The 23,083-nt window shown below is 66.8% G+C and carries 18 protein-coding genes; 13 read left to right on the forward strand and 5 right to left on the reverse strand.

Going from position 1 to position 23,083, the window contains the following annotated elements; all coding sequences use genetic code 11:
• Window positions 1-13 precede the first annotated feature (13 nt).
• The 4 genes from IAE24_RS15925 to IAE24_RS15940 all read left to right on the forward strand — a co-directional run bounded on the left by IAE24_RS15925 (window position 14) and on the right by IAE24_RS15940 (window position 3,866).
• Window positions 14-472 (forward strand): hypothetical protein, encoded by a 459-nt coding sequence (locus IAE24_RS15925; protein WP_065345706.1) that lies wholly within the window; start codon window positions 14-16, stop codon window positions 470-472.
• Window positions 469-1,896 (forward strand): dihydrolipoyl dehydrogenase, encoded by a 1,428-nt coding sequence (gene lpdA / locus IAE24_RS15930; RefSeq protein WP_013802658.1) that lies wholly within the window; start codon window positions 469-471, stop codon window positions 1,894-1,896. Before IAE24_RS15925 ends, lpdA begins: the two co-directional genes overlap by 4 nt.
• A gap of 97 nt (window positions 1,897-1,993) precedes the next feature.
• Entirely contained in the window at window positions 1,994-3,097 is a 1,104-nt protein-coding gene (gene zapE, locus IAE24_RS15935; RefSeq protein ID WP_012205332.1) for a cell division protein ZapE, read from the forward strand.
• A 40-nt stretch (window positions 3,098-3,137) separates the two neighbouring features.
• Window positions 3,138-3,866, forward strand: a complete 729-nt coding sequence (locus tag IAE24_RS15940; RefSeq protein WP_199960817.1) for a hypothetical protein — start codon at window positions 3,138-3,140, stop codon at window positions 3,864-3,866.
• A gap of 10 nt (window positions 3,867-3,876) precedes the next feature.
• Here the strand turns inward: IAE24_RS15940 and IAE24_RS15945 are convergent, their stop codons facing one another.
• Window positions 3,877-4,647, reverse strand: a complete 771-nt coding sequence (locus IAE24_RS15945) for a PP2C family protein-serine/threonine phosphatase (protein WP_199960818.1) — start codon at window positions 4,645-4,647, stop codon at window positions 3,877-3,879.
• Window positions 4,648-4,783: 136 nt separating this feature from the next.
• On the opposite strand from IAE24_RS15945, the gene IAE24_RS15950 reads away from it, so the two are divergent.
• Complete coding sequence (locus IAE24_RS15950) at window positions 4,784-6,982, forward strand: ATP-dependent DNA helicase (protein ID WP_199960819.1); 2,199 nt, start codon at window positions 4,784-4,786, stop codon at window positions 6,980-6,982.
• On the opposite strand, the gene IAE24_RS15955 is transcribed toward IAE24_RS15950, so the two are convergent.
• Entirely contained in the window at window positions 6,945-7,736 is a 792-nt protein-coding gene (locus tag IAE24_RS15955; RefSeq protein WP_012205336.1) for an outer membrane protein assembly factor BamD, read from the reverse strand. The genes IAE24_RS15950 and IAE24_RS15955 overlap by 38 nt on opposite strands.
• A 212-nt stretch (window positions 7,737-7,948) precedes the next feature.
• Between IAE24_RS15955 and dnaE the strand changes: the two genes are divergently transcribed.
• The 5 genes from dnaE to sbcB all read left to right on the forward strand — a co-directional run bounded on the left by dnaE (window position 7,949) and on the right by sbcB (window position 17,408).
• Window positions 7,949-11,482 (forward strand): DNA polymerase III subunit alpha, encoded by a 3,534-nt coding sequence (gene dnaE / locus IAE24_RS15960; RefSeq protein WP_043820947.1) that lies wholly within the window; start codon window positions 7,949-7,951, stop codon window positions 11,480-11,482.
• A gap of 133 nt (window positions 11,483-11,615) precedes the next feature.
• Complete coding sequence (gene clpS / locus IAE24_RS15965) at window positions 11,616-11,993, forward strand: ATP-dependent Clp protease adapter ClpS (RefSeq protein ID WP_012205338.1); 378 nt, start codon at window positions 11,616-11,618, stop codon at window positions 11,991-11,993.
• Window positions 11,994-12,056: 63 nt separating this feature from the next.
• Entirely contained in the window at window positions 12,057-14,393 is a 2,337-nt protein-coding gene (clpA, locus tag IAE24_RS15970) for an ATP-dependent Clp protease ATP-binding subunit ClpA (RefSeq protein ID WP_012205339.1), read from the forward strand.
• A gap of 83 nt (window positions 14,394-14,476) precedes the next feature.
• The gene (cls, locus tag IAE24_RS15975; RefSeq protein WP_012205340.1) at window positions 14,477-15,931 is read left to right on the forward strand and encodes a cardiolipin synthase; all 1,455 of its coding nucleotides are present in this window, start codon (window positions 14,477-14,479) and stop codon (window positions 15,929-15,931) included.
• 37 nt (window positions 15,932-15,968) lie between these two features.
• The gene (gene sbcB / locus IAE24_RS15980; protein ID WP_123691143.1) at window positions 15,969-17,408 is read left to right on the forward strand and encodes an exodeoxyribonuclease I; all 1,440 of its coding nucleotides are present in this window, start codon (window positions 15,969-15,971) and stop codon (window positions 17,406-17,408) included.
• A gap of 148 nt (window positions 17,409-17,556) precedes the next feature.
• Here sbcB and IAE24_RS15985 read toward each other — a convergent pair whose 3' ends face one another.
• Window positions 17,557-18,786 carry a nucleoside recognition domain-containing protein gene (locus IAE24_RS15985; RefSeq protein ID WP_063326291.1) on the reverse strand — a complete coding sequence of 410 codons (1,230 nt, stop codon included), beginning with the start codon at window positions 18,784-18,786 and terminating at the stop codon, window positions 17,557-17,559.
• A gap of 148 nt (window positions 18,787-18,934) precedes the next feature.
• Here IAE24_RS15985 and IAE24_RS15990 point away from each other — a divergent pair, with 148 nt between their 5' ends.
• The gene (locus IAE24_RS15990) at window positions 18,935-19,330 is read left to right on the forward strand and encodes a VOC family protein (RefSeq protein ID WP_199960820.1); all 396 of its coding nucleotides are present in this window, start codon (window positions 18,935-18,937) and stop codon (window positions 19,328-19,330) included.
• A gap of 19 nt (window positions 19,331-19,349) precedes the next feature.
• Here IAE24_RS15990 and tam read toward each other — a convergent pair whose 3' ends face one another.
• Window positions 19,350-20,123, reverse strand: a complete 774-nt coding sequence (tam, locus tag IAE24_RS15995; RefSeq protein ID WP_199960821.1) for a trans-aconitate 2-methyltransferase — start codon at window positions 20,121-20,123, stop codon at window positions 19,350-19,352.
• Window positions 20,124-20,230: 107 nt separating this feature from the next.
• Between tam and IAE24_RS16000 the strand changes: the two genes are divergently transcribed.
• A complete protein-coding gene (locus IAE24_RS16000) occupies window positions 20,231-21,139 on the forward strand; it encodes a LysR family transcriptional regulator (RefSeq protein WP_199960822.1) in 909 nt (302 codons plus the stop codon).
• Between the two features lie 9 nt (window positions 21,140-21,148).
• On the opposite strand, the gene IAE24_RS16005 is transcribed toward IAE24_RS16000, so the two are convergent.
• Window positions 21,149-22,066, reverse strand: coding sequence for a LysR family transcriptional regulator (locus IAE24_RS16005; protein WP_013802646.1), 918 nt, complete (start codon window positions 22,064-22,066; stop codon window positions 21,149-21,151).
• Between the two features lie 75 nt (window positions 22,067-22,141).
• On the opposite strand from IAE24_RS16005, the gene IAE24_RS16010 reads away from it, so the two are divergent.
• Window positions 22,142-23,011: an HpcH/HpaI aldolase/citrate lyase family protein gene (locus tag IAE24_RS16010; RefSeq protein ID WP_034393039.1), complete on the forward strand. Its 870-nt coding sequence runs from the start codon at window positions 22,142-22,144 to the stop codon at window positions 23,009-23,011.
• Window positions 23,012-23,083 lie beyond the last annotated feature (72 nt).

A 23,083-nucleotide genomic window follows, 5' to 3' on the forward strand; every position in this document is an offset into this window, starting at 1 on the left:
TCGAAGAGAAGACATGCTGCAGACTGCCATGGCAACTGTGGCATCGGCACTGCTGCTTGCATCGTGCGGGACGTTCCGTCCAACGGTGCAGCCAGCGCAGGCTCGACTGATCGGCGACTACCGGATGGACTGCCAGTCCATTCGTGCGTCTGCCGAGATGGCGTCTGCGCTGCAGCAGGCCTGTGAAAATCAAGCTGGCAAACCCAGCGTCAGGATCAGGCAGGATGATTCTGGCAATTGGAGCGTATTGGACCTCGCCGGTCTGCCTCTTTCGCCCCATGGAGAGTGGAAACTGACGGTCGATGAAGGCAATGCCTGCATCAACGCACCGTTTCTTGCCGTGTGCAGGGTTTCCTTGAACACCCCGGTTTTCAAAAATCTGAACGCTGGTGTTCCGATTTCCTCCAGCACGGGGTACGTCCTTTTGACTCAGGGGCTGATCGCCGATTTGATAAAGGTAGAAGACAAATGAGCAAGCAATTCGACGTCATCGTCATCGGCGCGGGCCCTGGCGGCTACATCGCCGCCATCCGTGCCGCACAACTGGGCTTCAACGTGGCCTGTATCGACGAGTGGAAGAACGCCGCGGGCGGCGCCGCTCCGGGCGGCACCTGCACCAACGTGGGCTGCATTCCCTCCAAGGCCCTGCTGCAGTCGTCCGAGCACTTCGAGCACGCCAATCTGCACTTTGCCGACCATGGCATCTCCACCGGCAAGGTCGAGATGGACGTGGCCAAGATGATCGCCCGCAAGGATGCGGTCGTGAAGCAGAACAACGACGGCATCCTGTACCTGTTCAAGAAGAACAAGGTCACCTTCTTCCACGGCCGTGGCTCGTTCGTCAAGGCGGTCGAGGGCGGCTACGAGATCAAGGTTGCCGGCAAGGAAGAGGAAGTGCTGACGGGCAAGCAGATCGTGGTCGCCACGGGCTCCAGCGCCCGCGCGCTGCCCGGCGTGCCCTTCGATGAAGAGAACATCCTGTCCAACGACGGCGCTCTGCGCCTGGGCAAGGCCCCCAAGAAGCTGGCCCTGATCGGCGCTGGCGTGATCGGCCTGGAAATGGGCTCGGTCTGGCGCCGCCTGGGCACGGAAGTGGTCGTGCTCGAAGGCATGGACAAGTTCCTGTCCGCCGTGGACGAGCAGATCGCCAAGGAAGCCAAGAAGGCGTTTGACAAGCAGGGCCTGAAGATCGAGCTGGGCGTGAAGATCGGCGAAATCAAGAGCGGCAAGAAGGGCGTGTCCATCGCCTACACCAACGCCAAGGGTGAAGCCCAGGCGCTGGAGGCCGACAAGCTGATCATCTCCATCGGCCGCACCGCCAACACGGCCGGCCTCAATGCCGAGGCCGTGGGCCTGGCTCTGGACGAGCGCGGCTGCGTCGTGGTCGATGACGACTGCAAGACCAGCCTGCCCGGCGTCTGGGCCGTGGGCGACGTGGTGCGCGGCCCGATGCTGGCGCACAAGGCCGAGGAAGAGGCCGTGGCCGTGGCCGAGCGCATTGCCGGCCAGCATGGCCATGTGAACTTCGGCACCATTCCCTGGGTGATCTACACCAGCCCCGAAATCGCATGGGTGGGCCGCACAGAGCAGCAACTGAAGGAGCAGGGCGTCAAGTACAAGGCTGGCACCTTCCCCTTCCTGGCCAACGGCCGCGCGCGCGCCCTGGGTGATACCACGGGCATGGTCAAGTTCCTGGCCGATGCCGAGACCGACGAAATCCTGGGCGTGCATATGGTCGGCCCCATGGTCTCGGAGCTGATCTCCGAAGCCGTGGTCGCCATGGAGTTCAAGGCATCGAGCGAAGACATCGCCCGCATCTGCCATGCCCACCCCTCGCTGTCCGAGGCCACCAAGGAAGCGGCACTGGCCGTCGACAAGCGCACTCTGAATTTCTGAGTGCCAGGCTAGCCATCTAGCCCAAGCCAAAGACCTGAAAGCGCTTGCCCTGCAAGCGTTTTCAGCTTCTGAATACATAGCGAATGGTTGATGCTGCATGAGCGTTTCAGTGCGAGAGGCCTACGAGGCCGAACTGGTAGCCAAGGGCTTTCACAGTGATCCTGCGCAGTTGCGCGCTGTCGAGGCGCTGCAGCGCTGTGCCGACGACTGGGCGGTCTACCGCCAGCGCCGCTCCAACGCCTTCAAGAAGCTCATCAACCATCCCGAGATTCCCCGCGGCGTCTACATGTACGGCGGGGTGGGGCGCGGCAAGAGCTTTCTCATGGACTGCTTCTTCAACGCCGTGCCGCTCAGGCGCAAGGTGCGCCTGCATTTCCACGAATTCATGCGCGAGGTCCACCGCGAGCTCGCCGTGCTGCAGGGAACGCAGAACCCGCTGGACGTGCTGGGTGCCCGCATCTCCAAGAAGTACAAGCTGATCTGCTTCGACGAATTCCACGTGGCCGACATCACGGACGCGATGATCCTGCACCGGCTGCTGGTCTCGCTGTTCGCCAACGGCGTGGGCTTTGTCACCACCTCCAACTTCAAGCCCGACGAGCTGTATCCGGGCGGCCTGCACCGCGACCGCATCCTGCCGGCCATCGATCTGCTCAACGAGCGCATGGAAGTCGTCAACGTGGACAACGGCACGGACTACCGCCGCCGCACGCTGGAAAACGCCCGGCTCTATCACACGCCCCTGGGTGCCGAGGCCGATGCGGCCATGACCGAAACCTTCGACAAGCTGGCCGAAGTCAAGGACGAAGACCCCGTGCTGCACATCGAGGCGCGCGAGATCCGTGCGCGCCGCCGCGCCGGTGGCGTGGTCTGGTTCGACTTCCGCGAGCTGTGCGGCGGCCCGCGCTCGCAGAACGACTACCTGGAGATCGCGAGCCAGTTCCACACCGTGCTGCTGTCCGACGTGCCCTATATGCCGGTCAACATGGCATCGCCCGCGCGGCGATTCACCTGGCTGGTGGACGTGTTGTACGACCGCAGGGTCAAGCTGGTCATCTCGGCCGCCGTGCCGCCCGAGCAGCTTTACACTGAGGGCCCGCTGGCCCATGAGTTCCCCCGTACCGTCTCGCGCCTGAACGAGATGCAGTCCAAGGAATTCCTGGCGCTGGAGCGCCGTGTGGTGGATACCAGCCTGACCTGAGGCCGGTCCCGGCCGCTGGCGTCGTTTGCCGGACCTGTACATGCTGAAACTGCCTACCTCTGCTTTCGCCCTTTTGAAGAAACTGCCCGCGCCCTTGGGCGCTGCGCTGGCCTGCCTTGTGCTGGCCGGCCCGGCCATGGCTGCGGAGGCTGGCGCGGATAGCGATGCCGATGCGCGGCAGGAGCGCGCCCAGGCTGCAAAGCAGGTCCAGGCCGAGCGCAAGGCCGCACGCGCCGAGATCGCGGCCCAGCGTGCCGTCATCGACAGGCGGCGCACGGCCCTGGAGTCCGAGTGCTACCAGCGCTTTGCCGTGGAAGACTGCCTCAGGCAGGCGCGCGAGGAGGCCCGCGAGCAGGACAAGCCGCTGCGCGAACGCGAGCTGCAGATCAACGACGAGGAGCGCAAAGAGCGCGCCGCCCAGCGCCTTGAGGATATCGAGGCCAAGAAGGCGCAGAAGGCCGCCTCGTCCATGCAAGCCAAGGAGCGGCCACCGGCCGCCCAGCGCGACACCCAGGCCATCAGGGCCCAGCGTGCCCAGGACGCACAGCAGCGCGCAGCCCAGCAGGCCAGCCACCAGCGTGATCGCCAGGCGCAGATCGAGCAGCGCCAGTCTGCACAGGAGCAGGAGCGGCGAGCTGCCGCCCGCGCCCAGTTCGAGGCCAAGCAAAAAGAGGCTGCCGAGCGCAAGGCCCGCGCCGCCGATGCCGCCCGTGATCGCGGCCCGCAGGCAGCGCCACTGCCTGCGCCTCCCGCGCCTGCGGCGCCCTGAGTCCGGGTGGTCAGGCCGTCACCGGCTCCAGTGTCTCGAGCTTGAGCACCACCAGCGACAGGTTGTCACCCCCGCCCTGGGCGCGCACGCGTGCCTTGTCGATCAGGAATTCCGTGGCCTCGCGCGGCGTGAGCGCGTTGAGCACGGTGCCCAGTTCCTCCGCCGTGTAGTAGTGCCAGACGCCGTCGCTGCAGGCCATGAGCGTGGTGCCCGGATGCACATGCTCGATCACGTGGTGGCTCATGGGCGGCTCGGCCTCGGTGCCCAGGCAGCCCAGCAGGATGTTGGACTTGGGGTGCACATGGGCCTCGAATTCGGTGAGTTCTCCCCTGTCCACCAGGGACTGGACGTAGGAGTGGTCCTTGGTGCGGTGGACCATGGTCGCGCCCTGGTAGTGGTAGATGCGCGAATCGCCCGAATGCACCCAGTGGCAGCGGCCCTGGGGCAGCAGCACGAAGGCGGCAATGGTGCTGTGCGGCTCCTGCTCGGCCGAGATGGCCGTCAGCCGGATCACCATGTGCGACTCGTGGACGATGCTCTCCAGCAGCGCCGTGCAGTCCTCCTTGCCTGGTTCGAAGCGCTCGAACAGCTGGCGCGCCGTGAGCATGACCTGGTCGGAGGCCTTGCGCCCGCCACTGCGCCCGCCCATGCCGTCGGCCAGCACGCCCAGCAGGCAGCCGTGTACATAGGGGTGGGCCATGAGCATCACCTGGTCTTGCTGGTATTGCCTGTCACCGCGATGGATGCCTGTGGCGGCTTGGAGTCGGTACGCTGGCTGCATGGTCTCTGGTTTGGTGGGCTCTTGGGGCGGTGGATGGGCACACCAATGTCATGGCGCATATTATCGGAGCACCGTCCCCGGCGCTGGCCCGCCGCACCCCGGCGGCGCTCTCTTTTTCAACAAACGGACCCGCCCTTTGCATTCCCTGACCGCCGCCGTGCAGGCGGCCTTCGCGCCGCAAGGCCTGCTGTCGCGCGCCGAGGCGCTGTTCCTGCCGCGTGAGGGGCAGACCCGCATGGCCCTGGCCGTGGCCCAGGCCATCGAGCAGCGCCAGACCCTGGTGGTCGAGGCCGGCACGGGCGTGGGCAAGACCTATGCCTACCTGGTGCCGGCCCTGCTCAGCGGCCAGCGCGTGCTGGTGTCCACGGCCACGCGCGCGCTGCAGGATCAGCTGTATGCCCGCGATCTGCCGCGCCTCGTTGCCGCGTTGGGCATGCCGCTGCGCATGGCGCGCCTCAAGGGCCGCAGCGCCTACCTGTGCATGGAGCGGCTGGAGCGTGTGCGCCAGGGCCGCACGGCGCCGCAGGACCCGCAGGTGCTGCGCAGCGTGGCCCTGGTCGAGCGATGGGCACGCACCACGCGTACGGGCGACCTGGGCGAGTTGCCCGCGCTGGACGAGCGCTCGCCCGCGCTGCCCCTGGTCACTTCCACACGCGACAACTGCCTGGGTTCCGACTGCCCGCATTGGCAGGACTGCCATGTCAACCTGGCCCGCCGCGCTGCGCTGGAGGCCGACGTGGTGGTCATCAACCACCACCTGATGTTTGCCGACCTGGATGTGCGCGAGTCGGGCGTGGCCCAGTTGCTGCCCAGCGTGGGCGTGGTCGTTGTGGACGAGGCCCACCAGCTCAACGACACCGGCGTGCAGTTCGCGGGCCAGAGCCTGTCGGGCCAGCAACTGACGGGCTATGCCCGCGATGTGCTGCGCGCCGGCCAGGAACTGGCGCGCGGCATGGCCGACTGGATGCAGCTTTCGGCACGTGTGGAGCAGGCCTTGCGCGAGCTGCGCCTGGCGGCAGGCAAGCCCCCGGTGGGCGGGCGCCTGCCCTGGCAGGGCGTGACGCCGCAGGGACTGGACGCGCAGCGCTGGCGCACCGCCCTGGTCACACTGGGGCGCAGCCTGCGGGCACTGCTGGAGCCGCTGGTGCAACTGCAGGTCAGCGACCCCGAACTGCGCAGGCTGTTCGAGCGCGGCAACGCGCTGCTGCGGCGCCTGGCCACCTTTGCCGCAGCCGCCGTGCAGGACACGGTGCGCTGGCTGGAGCTGGGCAGCCAGCAGATGCGCATGCTGGAGTCTCCGCTGACCATTGCGCACATCATGCGCACGCGGCTGCTGGGGTTGACGCAGGAGCAGGAGGGATTGGAAGACCAGGAGCGAGAGGATGCACAGCCCGAGCCAGAGCCAGAGCCACAAGAACAGGAAGAAGGCGCGCCCGCGCCCGTTCACGAAGCTGCAGGCCTGCCTCGGCAGCCATCTGGCACCGCGTGGATCTTCACCTCGGCCACGCTGGGTGACGACGAGCGCCTGAGCTGGTTCACCGAGCCCTGCGGCCTGCGCGAGGCCCAGGTGCTGCGCGTGGACAGTCCCTTTGACTATGCGAGGCAGGCAGCGCTCTACGTGCCCCGGCCCTTCGCCCAGGCCGGCAGTGCCACGCACAGCACCGAGGTGGCGCGCCTGGCGCTGGATGCCGCCCAGCGCCTGGGCGGGCGTACGCTGGTGCTGACGACCACGCTGCGGGCGCTGCACGCCATAGGCGATGCGCTGCAGCAGTCGCTGGGGCTGTTTGGTGAACTGGATGTGCTGGTCCAGGGGCAGGCGCCCAAGCTGGCCTTGATCGAGCGCTTTATCGCGGCCGGAGAAGGCAAGGAGGGCAGGGACGGCGCGCAAGGCGCGGGCGCAAGCCCGGGGCGGGGCTGCATTCTCGTGGCCTCTGCCACTTTCTGGGAGGGGGTGGACCTGCCGGGCGATGCGCTGCAGCTGGTGGTCATCGACAAGCTGCCGTTTCCGCCGCCCGACGATCCGCTGGTCGAGGCGCGTTCGCGCAGTCTGGAATCCGTGGGGCGTCAGGCCTTTGCCGACTACATGCTGCCCGAGGCCGCCATGGCGCTCAAGCAGGGCGCTGGCCGCCTGATCCGGCGTGAGACGGATCGCGGCGTGCTCGTGGTCTGTGATTCCCGGTTGGCCACCATGGGTTACGGGCGGCGGCTGCGTGCCGCGCTGCCGCCCATGCGGACCCTCGTGGACGAGGCGGCCTTTGTTCAGGCCCTGCAGGCGCTGGCGCAGCCTGCGCCGCAGATCACCACAGCTTCCACCACGACTTCTGCTTTGCCGTGAGGTCCTGGTCGGACTCCTGGCCGTAGGAGGCGGTCAGCACGCGTTGCGCGTCGTCGCGCAACTGCGTCATGCCCAGGGCGTCGTATGAATTCACCAGGATCTGCATGGCCTCGCGCACGGCGGGCACGCCCTGGTAGTCCTTGACGGCCGTCTGCGCGCGCGCGATGGCGGCCACGTAGGCGCCGCGTCCGTAGTAGTAGCGGGCGACATGCACTTCGTACTGCGCCAGCGAATTGACGATGTACTGCATGCGCAGCCGCGAATCCTCGGCGTAGCGCGACTCGGGAAAGCGCGTCACCAGCTCGCGGAAGGACTCGAACGAGTCCTTGGCGGCCTTTTGGTCACGCTCGGACAGATCCTGGCGCGACAGCCAGGAGAACATGCCCAGGTTGTCATTGAAGTTGACCAGGCCCTTCAGGTAGAGGGCGTAGTCGGTGGCGGGGCTGGCCGGATGCAGCTTCAGGAAGCGGTCCAGCGTGGCGGTGGCCTGGATCTTGTCGCCGCTCTTGTACTGGGCATAAGCCTTGTCGAGCTGGGCCTGCTGGGCCAAGGGCGTGCCGGCGGCACGGCCTTCGAGCTTCTCGAACAGCGGAACGGCCTTGTCGAACGCGCCGGAGGCGGCTTCGTCGCGGGCCTCGGTATAGATGCGGTCCGGGGTCCACTTGGCAGTAGGGTCTTGCTGCGTACTGGAGCAGGCTGTCAGAACGCCTGCAACCAGCATGGCGGGAACGATGGACAGGGGAATACGCTGCATGGTGGACGTTTCTCGGGCAATCGAAGGGCAGTGAGAGGGTTGGCGGGCAGGGACGCGGGCCGCGCTGAGGGGCCGCACAAAGCCTGATTTTCCCGCAACCGGGCCGAAGCATTGTAACGGCCTGCGATGCCCGCCCCGCAGGCGGGGGCGGCGGCAAAGGCATGGCCGTGAACGGGTCCCGGCCTTGCGGAGCTTTCTACAATGGCGCCCATATGTTTGTCCATTTGCGCCTGCACACCGAATTCTCCGTCGTGGACGGAACCAACCGCATCAATGCCATCGTCAAGGCCGCCGCCGAGGATGGGCAGGTCGCACTGGCCGTCACAGACTTCAACAACCTGTTTGGCGGCGTCAAGTTCTACCGCGAAGGGCGGGCCAAGGGCGTCAAGCCCGTGCTGGGCGCGGAAATTCAGATCGAAGGCGAGAACGGCGCCGCCGTCTCGCGCATCATCGTGCTGGTGCAAAGCCCGCTGGGCTACCACAACCTGTCCGAACTGCTGGCCCGTGGCTGGACCCGCAACGTGGTCAAGGGCCAGGCCGTGCACACCTGGGCCTGGCTGCAGGAGCTGGGCGAGGGGCTGATCGTGCTGGCCGGTGCCCAGGCCGGCCCCGTGGGCCAGGCGCTGATGCGCGGCGACGAGGCCGGCGCAGCCGCCGTGGCCCAGCGGCTGGCAGGCATGTTCCCGCACCGCTTCTTCATCGAACTGCAGCGCGCCGGCCGCCAGGACGATGAGGCGCACGTGCTGGCTGCCGTGCAACTGGCCGAGCGGCTGAACCTGCCTGTGGTGGCCACGCACCCCATCCAGTTCTTCGGCCCCGACGACTACGAGTCCCACGAAGCGCGCGTGTGCATCGCCGAGGGTGAGATCCTGGCCAACCCCAAGCGCGTGCGCCGCTTCACGCGCGACCAGCATTTCAAGACCGCAGCGCAGATGCAGGCGCTGTTCGCCGACATTCCCAGCGCGATTGCCAACACCGTGGAAATCGCGCGCCGCTGCAGCCTGACCCTGGTGCTGGGCAAGCCGCAGCTGCCCAATTTCCCCGTGCCTGACGGCATGACCATGGACGAGTTCTTCCGTAGCGAATCCTTCAACGGCCTGGAAGACCGCCTGACCCATCTGTATCCCGATCCCGCCAAGCGCGAGGCGCAGCGCCCGCGCTACGTGGAACGGCTGGAATTCGAGATCGGCACCATCCTCAAGATGGGCTTTCCGGGCTACTTCCTCATCGTGGGCGACTTCATCAAGTGGGCCAAGCTCAACGGCTGCCCCGTGGGGCCGGGCCGCGGATCGGGCGCGGGCTCGCTGGTGGCCTACGTGCTCAAGATCACCGACCTGGATCCGCTGGAATACAACCTGCTGTTCGAGCGCTTCCTGAACCCCGAGCGCGTGTCCATGCCCGACTTCGACGTGGACTTCTGCCAGGCCAACCGCGACCGCGTCATCGACTATGTGAAGCAGCTCTACGGCCGCGACGCCGTCAGCCAGATCGCCACCTTCGGCACCATGGCCGCGCGCGCGGCCATCCGCGATGTGGGCCGCGTGCTGGACATGAGCTACACCTTCTGCGACGGCATCTCCAAGCTCATTCCCAACAAGCCGGGCCTGCACGTCACGCTCAAATACCCGCCCAACCCGAAGAAGGAGGGCGACAAGTACACCTACGCCATCGAGGCCGAGCCCATGCTGGCCGAGCGCATCGAAAAAGAAGAAGACGTCAAGACCCTGATCGAAATGGCCCAGAAGCTCGAAGGCATGACTCGCAACATCGGCATGCACGCGGGCGGCGTGGTGATCGCTCCGGGCAAGCTGGCCGACTTCTGCCCGCTGTACCAGCAGCCGGGCAGCGACTCGGCCGTGGCCATGTACGACAAGGACGATGTGGAGGCCGTGGGCCTGGTGAAGTTCGACTTTCTGGGCCTGGCCACGCTGACCATCCTGGAGATCGCGCGCGAGTTCATCATCAAGCGCCACAAGGGCCAGGAGAACTTCGCCTTCGAGAACATCCCGCTGGACGATGCGCGCACCTACCACCTGTTCTCCGAGGGCAAGACCGAAGCCGTGTTCCAGTTTGAATCGCGCGGCATGCAGGGCATGCTGCGCGACGCCAAGCCCAGCCGCCTGGAAGACCTGATCGCACTGAACGCGCTGTACCGTCCGGGCCCCATGGACCTGATCCCCAGCTTCGTTGCGCGCAAGCACGGCAAGGAAGTGGTGGAGTACCCGCACCCGCTGGTCGAGCAGGTGCTGGCCGAGACCTACGGCATCATGGTCTACCAGGAGCAGGTGATGCAGACCGCCCAGGTGCTGGGCGGCTACTCGCTGGGCGGCGCCGACCTCTTGCGCCGAGCCATGGGCAAGAAGAAGGTCGAGGAAATGGTCATGCACCGCGGGATCTTCCGCGAGGGCGCGGCCAAGCAGGGCATCAGCGAGGAAAAGGCCGACGAGGTCTTCGACCTGATGGAGAAGTTCGCGGGCTACGGCTTCAACAAGTCGCACGCCGCCGCCTACTCGCTGCTGGCCTACCACACGGCCTGGCTCAAGGTGCACTACACGGCCGAGTTCTACTGCGGGAACATGACCGTGGAAATGGACAACACCGACAAGCTCAAGGTGTTGTACGAGGACGCGCTCAAGATGGGCATCAGCTTCGAGCCGCCGGACGTCAACCGCGGCATGTACCGTTTCGAGCCCGTCACCGACAAGGTCATCCGCTACGGCCTGGGCGCCATCAAGGGCACGGGCCAGCAGGCCATCGAGGCCATCGTTGCGGCGCGTGAAGGCCGCGGCGTGGGGCCGCGCGGCGCCGACAAGGGACCTTTCAAGAGCCTGGCCGACTTCTGCGTGCGCGTGGACCGCACGCGCCTGAACAAGCGCACGCTGGAAGCCCTGATCAAGGGCGGCGCCTTCGACGCCATCGAGCTCAACCGGGCGTCGCTGGTGGCCTCCATCGACCATGCCTTCGAGTTCGGCAACAAGACGCTGGCCAATGCCAACCAGGGCGGCCTGTTCGACATGATGGGCGATGACGCCGTGGGCTCCAGCACCCAGGAGCCGCCGCTGGTCGAGGCACTGCCCTGGGGCGTGAAGGAGCGGCTGACCCAGGAAAAGACGGCGGTGGGCTTCTACCTCTCGGGCCACCTGTTCGACGAGGTCGAGAAAGAGGTGCGCCGCTTCGTGCGCACGCCCCTGGCCGAGCTGCGCGACAGCCGCGAGCCCCAGACGCTGGCCGGGATCATCAGCGACTTCCGCGCCATCAACGGCCAGCGTGGGCGGCTGGGCCTGTTCAAGATCGATGACGGCTCGGGCGTGATCGAGGCCTCGGTCGACGAGAACACGCTCAACACCTACCGCGAACTGCTCAAGGACGATGAATTCGTCGTCATCACCGGGCGCCTGCAGCTCGACCATTTCAGCGGCGGCCTGCGCATGAAGGCCCAGCAGCTGTGGAATCTGGCAGACGCGCGCTGCCGTTTTGCGCGCTACCTGCAGGTCAGCGTGGGCGAGAAGATGCCTGACGTGCTTGGCCTGCTGCGCCAGTTCCCCGCCGTGGTGGAGCAGGGCGAGCACGGCGAGCTGCAACGCGGCATGAAAGTGCGCCTGGGGCTTGTCTGCGAGGACGAGCGCGGCTCGGCCAGCTGCGAGCTGGCGCTGGGCGATGCCAGCCGCTTCTATCCCAGCGATGCGGCCCTGGCGGCCTGGTACGCCCAGGCCGGCAGTGCCCAGGTCAAGGTGGTCTACGAATAACCCGCAAGGTGGCGCAGCGCCCGATGGCGGCGAGCAGGCACTGCTTTGGTGCGTGCTTGCCGGCCCGGGCGGGCACCGCGCTTGAATTCTTCAGGCATGCCTCGCATATCCCTTCCGGAAAACAGTGGCTCCGATGGCTAGAATGATTTTCATGGCAACCCAACCCCCTTCGATCCCTCCTGCCATCCCTACAGTGCGGCCCGTGTCCGACGATGACGGCGCCGTGGTGCTGGAGCGGCGACGCCAGCGCGTCCAGCCGCCGCAGATGTACCAGGTCGTGATGCTCAACGATGACTTCACGCCCATGGAATTCGTCATCATCGTCCTGCAGGAACTCTTCGGTAAGGACCGCGAAACGGCCACCCAGATCATGCTCAAGATCCATCTGGATGGCCGCGGCGTCTGCGGCGTGTACTCGCGCGACGTGGCGGCCACCAAGGTCGAACAGGTGCTGCAGGCGGCCCAGAAGGCAGGCCATCCGTTGCAGGCGATGTTCGAGCCTGTTGAATAAACCCGGGCCGCCCTGATTTATGGTTGCAGTCAATAATCCCCAGCAAGCGAAAAGGAGTCATCAATGATCGCCCAGGAACTGGAAGTCAGCTTGCACATGGCCTTTGTCGAAGCGCGCCAGCAGCGCCACGAGTTCATCACCGTGGAACACCTGCTGCTGGCCCTGCTGGACAACCCCAGTGCAGCGGAAGTGCTGCGCGCCTGCTCAGCCAACATCGATGACCTGCGCTCGGCCCTGTCCAACTTCATCAAGGACAACACGCCCCAGGTGGCAGGCTCCGATGAGGTGGACACACAGCCCACGCTGGGTTTCCAGCGTGTGATTCAGCGCGCCATCATGCATGTGCAATCCACCGGCAACGGCAAGAAGGAAGTCACGGGCGCCAACGTGCTCGTGGCCATCTTCGGCGAGAAGGATTCGCACGCCGTCTACTACCTGCACCAGCAGGGCGTGACGCGTCTGGACGTGGTCAATTTCATTGCCCACGGCATCAAGAAGGGCGAACCGCCCGAGCCCGCCAAGGCCGAAAACCCTGCCGAGTCCGAAGAGGGCGCCGGCGGCGAGCGCAACGAAAAGGCTTCGCCCCTGGAGCAGTTCACGCTGAACCTCAACCAGGCGGCCAAGGACGGCAAGATCGATCCGCTGATCGGGCGCGACTACGAGGTCGAACGCACCATCCAGATCCTGTGCCGCCGCCGCAAGAACAACCCTCTGCTGGTCGGCGAGGCCGGCGTGGGCAAGACGGCGATCGCCGAAGGCCTGGCCTGGCGCATCACCGAGGGCAAGGTGCCCGAGGTGCTGACCGAAGCCGTGGTCTATTCGCTGGACATGGGCGCGCTGCTGGCGGGCACCAAGTACCGTGGTGATTTCGAGCAGCGCCTCAAGGGCGTGCTCAAGTCGCTCAAGGACCGGCCAAACGCCATCCTGTTCATCGACGAAATCCACACGCTGATCGGCGCGGGCGCCGCTTCGGGCGGCACGCTGGACGCGTCCAACCTGCTCAAGCCGGCGCTGTCCAGCGGCCAGCTCAAGTGCATCGGCGCGACCACCTTCACCGAGTACCGCGGCATCTTCGAAAAGGATGCGGCGCTGTCGCGGCGTTTCCAGAAGGTCGACGTGGTCGAGCCCACCGTGGCCGAGACCGTGGACATCCTCAAGGGCCTGAAGTCGCGCTTCGAGGAACACCACAGCGTGCAGTACGCCGCCGCCGCCCTGCAGGCTGCGGCCGAGCTGTCGGCCAAGTACATCAATGACCGCCACCTGCCCGACAAGGCCATCGACGTGATCGATGAGGCCGGTGCCGCGCAGCGCATCATCCCGGTGGAGCAGCGCAAGCAGACCATCGACAAGGCCGAGATCGAGGCCATCGTGGCCAAGATCGCGCGCATTCCGCCTGCCAACGTGTCCAACGACGACCGCAGCAAGCTGCAGACGCTGGAGCGCGACCTCAAGAGCGTGGTCTTCGGCCAGGACAAGGCGCTGGAAGCGCTGGCCTCCTCGGTCAAGATGGCGCGCTCGGGCCTGGGCAAGCCGGACAAGCCGATCGGCTCCTTCCTGTTCTCGGGCCCCACGGGCGTGGGCAAGACGGAAGCGGCCAAGCAGCTGGCCTACATCCTGGGCGTGGACCTGATCCGCTTCGACATGTCGGAGTACATGGAGCGTCACGCCGTCAGCCGCCTGATCGGCGCGCCTCCGGGCTATGTGGGCTTTGACCAGGGCGGTCTGCTGACCGAGGCCGTGACCAAGAAGCCGCATTCGGTGCTGCTGCTCGACGAAATCGAGAAGGCGCATCCGGACATCTTCAACGTGCTGCTGCAGGTCATGGACCACGGCACGCTGACGGACAACAACGGGCGCAAGGCCGATTTCCGCAACGTGATCCTCATCATGACCACGAATGCGGGCGCCGAGACCATCAACAAGGCCTCGATCGGCTTCACCAACCCGCGCCAGGCCGGCGACGAAATGGGCGACATCAAGCGCCTGTTCACTCCGGAGTTCCGCAACCGTCTGGACGCCATCGTCAGCTTCAAGCCGCTGGACGAGCAGGTCATCCTGCGCGTGGTCGACAAGTTCCTGCTGCAATTGGAGCAGCAACTGGCCGAAAAGCGCGTGGAGGTCACCTTCACCGATGCGCTGCGCAAGCACCTGGCCAAGAAGGGCTTCGATCCGCTCATGGGCGCCCGCCCCATGCAGCGCCTGATCCAGGACACCATCCGGCGTTCGCTGGCCGACGAGCTGCTGTTCGGGCAGCTGGTCGACGGTGGCCGCCTGGAAGTGGACTGGGTGGCCGACGCCGACGATGCCGACAAGGGCGAAGTCAAGCTCGACATCACGCCCCAGCCCAAGCAGGACCCGGCTTCCGAGCCGGCCGAGCCCAAAGAGGCCACCGCCGACTGATGTGCATCGCCTGATGCCCATCGCGCAAGCCGACAGCCCCCCGGGCTGCCGGCTTTTTCTTTGATCCGCCCGAAGGAGTCTTTGTGGAGTGGCTTCGTCAGTACCTGACCCATGAGAATGCGCTGCTGCTGCTGTCGGTGACCTGGTCGGTCTATGTGGTGATCGTCGCGGTGTGGATCCTTCTGCAGCGCAGCGCGCCCGTGGCCACGCTGAGCTGGCTTCTGTCCATGGCGGCGATTCCCGTGGGCGGGTTGGCCATTTACTACTTCTTCGGCCCGCAGCGGCTCAAGCGCCAGCGCATCAAGCGGCTGCGTGCGCGAAAGACATCGCGTGTGCGAACAGGCGTGCAGCGCCTGCGCGAGCGCATGCCGGGCAGCTCGGAGCGCCTGCACCAGGTTGCGCGGCTGGTGGCGGCCACCAGCGACTTTCCCGTGAGCACGGCCGCCGACCTGCGGCTGCTGGTGGGCGGTGCTGCCACCTTCGACGCCATCATCGAGGCGGTGAATGCGGCGCGCCACCACATCCACCTGGAGTACTACATCTTCGAGCCGGACCAGACCGGCACGGCCCTGCGCGACCTGCTGATACAGCGGGCCCGCGCAGGCATACAGGTGCGCCTGCTGGTGGATGCCCTGGGTTCCAAGAAGCTGGGACGGCGCTTTCTGCAGCCGCTGGAGGATGCGGGCGCCGAGGTCGCGCTGTTCCATGGCACCAAGATCGGCCGGCGGCTGCGCCCGGTCATCAACTTCCGTACCCACCGCAAGATCCTGGTGTGCGACGGCAAGGTGGGCTTCACGGGCGGCGTCAACGTGACCGATGAAGAGAACGCGCGTGTCATGCCCGATGCCTACCACGACGTGCACCTGCGCCTGGAGGGCGCCATCGTCAACTGGCTGCAGACCGTGTTCCTCGAAGACTGGGCCTATGCGCTGGAAAAGGACCCCAAGAACGAGCCCGCCGACATCGACCTGCTGCTGCCGGACGCGCCCGAGGGCCCGCTGCCCGTGCAGATCATCACCTCGGGCCCCGACAACGGCCTGCAGGCCATCTACCGCGCCCATCTGGCGGCCATCAACGCGGCCGAGGAGCGTGTGTGGCTGACCACACCGTACTTCGTGCCGACGGAGGCCGCGCTGGCAGCGCTCACCAATGCCTCGCTGCGTGGTGTCGATGTGCAGCTGCTGGTGCCGCGCCGTTCGGACTCGGCCCTGGTCACGGCGGCCGCGCGCTCCTACTACGACGAGCTGATCCGCTGCGGCGTGCGCGTCTACGAGTACAAGGCACGCATGCTGCACTCCAAGACCCTGGTGGTGGATGACAACATCGCCATCATCGGCACGGCCAACTTCGACTACCGCAGCTTCTTCCTGAACTACGAGGTCTGCGCCATCGCCTACGGGCCTGCGCTCAACGGCGATCTGGCCAAGCAGTTCGAGGCCGATCTGGAGCAGGCCCAGCGCGTGCATTTCAAGCGTGACCTGGGCTTTGCGCTGCGCCTGTTCGACTCGGGCGCGCGGCTGTGTTCGCCCCTGTTGTGAGGGCTGGTAGCCCGTTTTTCGCAGGCATACTCGCCCGATGGCCCATACCTTCTTCTGGCACGACTACGAGACCTTCGGCGCCCAGCCGCGCTATGACCGGCCCGCGCAATTCGCGGGCATCCGCACCGATGCGGAACTCAATGAAATCGGCGAACCCGTCATGTGGTACTGCCAGCCGGCAGGCGACTACCTGCCCGATCCGCAGTCCTGCCTGATCACCGGCATCACCCCCCAGCAATGCCTGGAGCAGGGCATGCCCGAGGCCCAGTTCGCCGCCCGCATCGAGGCAGAACTGGCCCAGGCAGGCACCGTGGGCGTGGGCTACAACACCATCCGTTTTGACGACGAGATCACGCGCTTCATGTTCTGGCGCAACCTCATCGACCCCTATGCGCGCGAATGGCAAAACGGCTGCGGGCGCTGGGACCTGCTCGACGTGGTGCGCATGGTCTATGCGCTGCGCCCCGAAGGCATTGTCTGGCCGAAAAAGGAGGATGGATCTCCAAGCTTCAAGCTCGAGGACCTGGCCCGCGCCAACGGCCTCCTGCACGAGAAGGCGCACGACGCGCTGTCCGACGTGCGCGCCACCATCGGGCTGGCGCGGCTGATCCGCAAGGTCCAGCCCAGATTGTTCGACTTCGCCTTCTCGCTGCACAAGAAGGACCGCGTGCTGCAGGAAATGGGCCTGCCGGCCGAGCCGGCGCATGCACGGCCCTTCCTGCACGTCAGCGGCATGATCCGGCCCGAGCGCGGCTGCATCGCCGTCATGTGGCCGCTGGCCACGCACCCCACCAACAAGAACGAGATCATCTGCTGGGATCTGGCGCAGGACCCGTCCGAGCTGGCCTCCATCGACGTGGACACGCTGCGCCTGCGCCTGTTCTCGCGCGCGGCCGACCTGCCCGAGGGCGTGCAGCGCCTGCCCATCAAGAGCATCCACGTCAACAAGTCGCCCATGGTGGTCGGCAGCCTCAAGACGCTGAGCCCGGCCATGGCCGCGCAATGGGGCATCGATGTGGAGCAGTGCATGGGCCATGCGGCCATTGCACGTGACCTGCCCGACATGAGCGCGCTGTGGCGTGCCGTTCACCAGCGCCCTGCGCAGGAAGGGCTGGATGCCGACCAGGACCTGTACGGCGGCTTTGTGGGCAATGAAGACCGGCGACGCCTGAACCACCTGCGCAGCCTGTCCGCGCAGGAGCTGGCGCTGGACCGCACGGGCTTCGACGATGCCCGCCTGACCGAACTGCTGTTCCGCTACCGCGCCCGCAACTTCCCCGCCAGCCTGAACCCTGCCGAGCGCCAGCGCTGGCTGCAGCACTGCGCGGCCTGCCTGATCGAAGGCAAGGGCGGCGCACGCACGGCCGAGCAGATGTTTGCCATGGTCGATCAGCTATCGGAAACTGCCGACGAGCGCGGCGAGGAGATCCTGGGGGCGCTGTATGACTATGCCGAGGCGATCATGCCGGAACTTTAGTCCCCTCTGAGCCGCTGCGCGGCTTCTCCCGAGAGGTGCGACACCCTCGCGGCGGGGCGAGGCTAGCCGGGGCGGCCGGCGTAGGCCCTTGCTCGGTCTTCCTCGCCTTGGGCCGCGTCGGCTTCAGGCGCAGCGCCCATTTGTGCCTTCATCCGAAAAATTTGTAGCAGACCACGATGGCCGCCACCACGCCGGCCAGTTCGGCGATGAGGGCGCAGGGCACGGCATGGCGGGCGCGCTGTATGCCCACGGCGCCGAAGTAGACGGCCAGGACGTAGAAGGTGGTTTCGGTGCTGCCCTGGATGGTGGCGGCCACCAGGGCGGCGAAGCTGTCCACGCCCTGCGTCTGCATGGTCTCGATCAGCATGGCGCGCGCCGCGCTGCCCGAGAAGGGTTTGACCAGGGCCGTGGGCAGGGCGTCCACGAAGCGGGCGTCCATGCCCAGGGCATCGACCACCCAGCGTATGCCCGACAGCGCATACTCCAGCGCACCCGATGCGCGGAACACGCCCACGGCGCAGAGCATGGCCACCAGGTAGGGCAGCAGGCCCTTGGCCACGTCAAAGCCTTCCTTGGCGCCTTCGATGAAGCTGTCGTAGACCGCGACCTTGCGCCAGGCGCCCAGGGTGACGAACAGCACGATCAGGGCAAACAGCGTCAGGTTGCCCAGCAGCGATGACAGCTGGGCCAGTGCAGCCGCCGACAGCGTGGCCAGAAAGGCCATGAAGCCCGCCAGCGCCAGGCCCAGCGGCAGCAGGTAGCCCAGCACCACGGGGCTCCACAGCGGCAGCCGCTGCACGGCGGCCACGGCCAGCAGGCCGACCAGGGTCGAGGCCGAGGTGGCCAGCAAGATCGGCAGAAAGACCAGGGTGGGATCGGGCGCACCCTGCTGCATGCGGTACATGAAGATGGTCACGGGCAGCAAGGTCAGCGACGACGCATTGAGCACCAGGAACAGGATCTGCGCATTGGTGGCGGTGTCGGGCCGCGGATTGAGCTCCTGCAGCGAGCGCATGGCCTTCAGGCCCATGGGCGTGGCCGCGTTGTCCAGTCCCAGCCCGTTGGCCGCGAAGTTCAGCGTGATCAGGCCCAGGGCCGGATGGCCGCGCGGCACCTCGGGCATGAGCCTGGCGAACAACGGGCCCAGCACGCGCGCCAGCCACTCCACCACGCCGGCCTTCTCTGCGATGCGCAGAAAGCCCAGCCACAGCGTCAGCGTGCCGAACAGCAGCACCATGACCTCGACCGACAGCCTGGCCATGGCAAACAGCGCCTGCACCATGGCCGAGAAAATCCCGGCCTGGCCGCCGACCAGCCATTGGGCCAGCGCAGCCACGGCCGCCACCAGAAAAAAGCCCAGCCACAAGGCATTCAGCATGGATTCCCGTCCCTCACGAGGCAATTGCAAGCCGCCATTGTGGGGCCAGCCGCAGGGCTTACGGGCCAGGGCGGCAGGGCATTGACAGGGCTCCGTTATCCTCGCTGCCCCGCGGTCCGAGGACCGCACCATTGCTGCAAAGGATTCCATGCCCCAGGTGATAGGACAGGTGAGCGTCGCCGTGCGCGACTATGACGAGGCGCTGCGCTTTTATGTGGGCGCGCTGGGCTTCGTGCTGATCGAGGACATCGCCCTGTCCGAGGGCAAGCGCTGGGTCGCCGTGGCCCCGGGTGGCGGCGGTGTGCGCCTGCTGCTGGCCCGCGCCACGAATGAGGAACAGGCCGCGCGCGTGGGTAACCAGACCGGCGGGCGCGTGTTCCTGTTCCTGCAGACCGACGACTGCCTGCGCGACTTCGAGGCCTACCGCTCGCGGGGCGTGCGCTTTGTGCAGGACCCCCAGCGCAAGCCCCACGGCACCGTGGCCGTGTTCGAAGACATCTACGGCAATCTGTGGGATCTCATCGAGCCGCATCCTGGGCGCTGAGGGCTGAAGGCACACCGCTTCAGCGGCTGGCCACGATGAACAGCCTGGGGAAGGGCAGCAGCACCGTGCCATCGTCCAGCGCGGGGTAGGCCTGGGAGATGGCCTGCAGATACGCTGCGTAGAAGCCGGCCTTTTGCTCCTCGTCCAGCGGCGCAACGAACGGACGCAGCGCCGAACCCTTGAACCACTCAACCACCGCAGCATGGCCGCCCGCCAGCGGATGGAAGTAGGTGGTGCGCCAGACATCGACGTTGCTGCAGTGCGGGCGAAGCAGGGCGTAGTAGAAGTCCGCGCTGTGCCGTGCGGGGTGGCGCACATCGCCAATCGTAGCGGCCCATGGGCCGCTGGCGGCCACTTCGCGCGCCAGCCGGTGGGCAGGTTCTTCCAGGTTGTCCGGTGTCTGCACGGCCAGGCTGCCACCGGGTGCCAGGTGGCTGACGAGGCGCGGGTAAAGCTGCTGGTGGTCGGGCAGCCACTGCAGCGAGGCATTGGCCAGGATCACGTCCTGCGGCTGGTCGGGCTGCCAGGTGGCGATGTCGGCCAGTGAGAAGGCCGTGCCCGGCAGCCGCTTGCGTGCGGCATTCAGCATGTCCTCGGAATTGTCCAGTCCCGTCACGGTGGCCCCGGGGAAGCGCTGGGCCAGGACCTCGGTGGAGTTGCCGGGGCCGCAGCCCAGGTCCACGGCCAGCCGCACGGCGCGGCCAGGCAGATCGGGAATGGCGGCCACCAGGTCGCGCACGGGGCGCGTGCGCTCCTGCTCGAACGTTGTGTACTGCTTTGCGGACCAGGTCATCGTGTTGCCTTTCATGTAGGTGTGTTTGTGGGGCGCGAGCGTAAATCCGTCCATCCATGATTGCAAATGCCACAATTGAAGTCTTCCCATACCTTGAAAGTATTGATGTGCCCGAGCTTCGCCAACTGCGCGCCTTTGTCGCCATCGCCGAGGAAGGCCACATCACGCGTGCGGCCGAGCGCCTGGGCATGCAGCAGCCGCCGCTGACGCGATTGCTGCAGGGCCTGGAACACGAATTGGGCGTGGAGCTGGTGCAGCGCCTGCCGCGCGGCGTGCGGCCCACGGCGGCGGGGCTGGCGCTGCTGGAAGAGTCCAAGGCGCTGCTGGAGCGCTGTGACGTGCTGCCCGAGGTGGTGCGCCGCGCCGCCCGGGGCGAAACGGGCCGGCTGGCCGTGGGCTTCACCAGCTCTGCCGCGCTGCATCCCTTTGTCCCGGGCGTGCTGCGCATGTTCCGCCAGCAGGTGCCCGGCGTGGCCGTGGCGCTGGAGGAGGCGGGCACGGGTGAACTCATGGATGCATTGCTGCACGAGCGGCTGGACGCGGCCTTTGTGCGCTCGCCCCTGCATGGCAGCCAGGGGCTGCAGGCCGTGCCGATTCTGGAGGAGCCCATGCTGCTGGCCCTGCCTGCAGGGCATGCGCTGGCACGCCCATTGCGCCGGCCCGTGCCTTTGCCGCAGCTCGCCTCGGAGGATTTCGTGCTGTACCGGCGCAGGGTAGGGCAGGGCCTGTACGACGCCATTCTCAAGGCCTGCCTGGAGGCGGGTTTCAGTCCGCGCGTGGTGCAGGAGGCGCCGCGCATGACGGCCACGCTGAGCCTGGTCTCGGCAGGGCTGGGGCTGTCCATCGTGCCGGCCTCCATGCAGCGCCTGCGCAGCGACGGCATTGTCTACCGTGGGCTGTCCCATTGCCCCGGGCTGGCCGCTCCCCTGCATCTGGCCACGCGCGTGGGCGATGCGTCGGCCGTGCTGCGCAGGTTCCAGTACCTGGTTGCCACGGCGGCCGTGGCGGAGTCCTGACGGCGCGGGCTACGGTGTCCTGGTTGCTGCGCGTGCGGCAGCGCGCGGGCCGCCGCGCTGCTTGACCACGGTGCGTGCGCAGTCCACCAGCCTGTGGATCAGCGGCAGCCGTGCCGACGAGCGCAGCCACATCACGCCAAAGCGCCGCGACTGCGATTCCTCGGGCAGGGCCAGGCGCACCACGCCCTGGCCATCGGGCAGGTTCAGTGCCGTGTCTGGCACCAGCGAAACGCCCAGGCCGCGCTCCACCATCATGGCAATGGCCACCAGCGAGCTCAGTTCAAAGCGCTCCTGCGGCGCGATCTGCGCGGCGCGCAGGTAGCGCTCCACCATTTGCCCGCCGCCCAGGCTGCGGTCATAGCGGATCAGCGGCTGGGTGCGCAGCAGCGTGTGCGGGTCCAGGTGCGCCAGCTGGTGCGGCACCAGAAGCACCAGCGGCTCCTCGCGCAGCAGTGTCCAGTCGAAGGTCTTGGCCAGGGCGAAGGAGGGGTGCAGGCAGACAGCGGCATCCAGCTCGCCTTGCTGTACGGCCTGGTACAGCTCGCGCGTGGTGGCCGAGCGCAGGAACACCTTGGTCTGCGGGCACTTCTTCACAAAGCCCGCCAGGATGTCGGGCAGCAGGCTGTGCAGGGCCGTGTTGATGGTGCCTATCACCAGCTCGCCGTCGGCGCCCTCATGGTTGACATGGGTCTTGGCGTTGGCCAGCTCGCGCAGCAGCAGCGGGGCCGATTGCGACAGCCGGTGGCCGGCTGGCGTGGGCAGCACGGTGCGGCCTGCGCGGGCCAGCAGGGGGGCGTCGAACTCGCGCTCCAGGATGCGGATCTGCTGGGCCACGGCGGCGGCCGTGATGTTCAGGCGCCGCGCGGCCTCGGCCATGGAGCCGGTCTCGACCACGAGCAGGAAGCTGTGCAGGTAGCTGGTTTCCATAAACAAAGAATTTGTGTGGTTTGAACAAATATTACCTGTGTTTCTCTTGGCTTTCTGCCGCCCACAATGCGGTGCATGAGAAGCAAACTGTTTGTTCCCGCATCGCGTCCCGAGCTGTTCGCCAAGGCCCTGGCCGGCGAAGCCGACGCACTGTCCTTCGACCTGGAGGACGCGGTGGCCGAGGCCCGCAAGGACGAGGCGCGCGGCCTGCTGCGCAGCTTCCTGCTCAGCCCTGAAAGCCGGGGCCATGGCAAGACGCTGATCGTGCGCGTCAACGCCATGGATACGCCGCATTTCGGCGCCGACATCGCCGAGATGGTGCGCGACGGCGTGCACCTCATCAACCTGCCCAAGCCCGAGACCGTGCAGCAGGTGCGCGAGGCCGCACAGCGCATTGCCGAGGCGGCAGATGCCAACGGCGTGGCCCAGGCGCCTGGCCTGCTGCTCAACATCGAAACACCCCGCGCCCTGCGCTGCGCTGCCGAACTGGCTAGCGCCCATGCCAGCGTGGCCGGCCTGCAGATGGGTCTGGGCGATCTGTTCGAGCCCTTTGGCGTGAACCGGCGTGAGCCCGCCGCCATCGCCCAGGCGCTGTTTGCCGTGCGCATGGCCGCCGCCGAGGCCGGCGTCTACGCCTACGACGGCGCTTTTGCCGACATCCGCGACAGCGAGGGCTTCAGCGCCGAGGCACGCCTGTCGCGCGGCCTGGGCTTTCTGGGCAAGACCTGCATACACCCCAGCCAGATCGCTCTGGCCAATGCGGTCTACCAGCCGACCGAGCAGGAAATCGGGCACGCCCTGAAGGTGGTGGAGGCGGCCCGCCAGGCAGATGCCAACGCCCTGGGCGCCTATGTGGTGGACGGAAAGATGGTGGACAAGCCCTTTGTGCTGCGCGCCCAGGCCATCGTGGCTGCGGCGCATGCACAGGGGCTGCTGGCGGCCTGAACGGGCGGCCGGCAATCCGGTGCCCCGGCATCCCGCATGCCGGGCATCCCCATGACAAGAAACAGTACAGGA

The organism is Delftia sp. S65, from assembly GCF_016516495.1.
Lineage (GTDB): Bacteria > Pseudomonadota > Gammaproteobacteria > Burkholderiales > Burkholderiaceae_C > Comamonas > Comamonas acidovorans.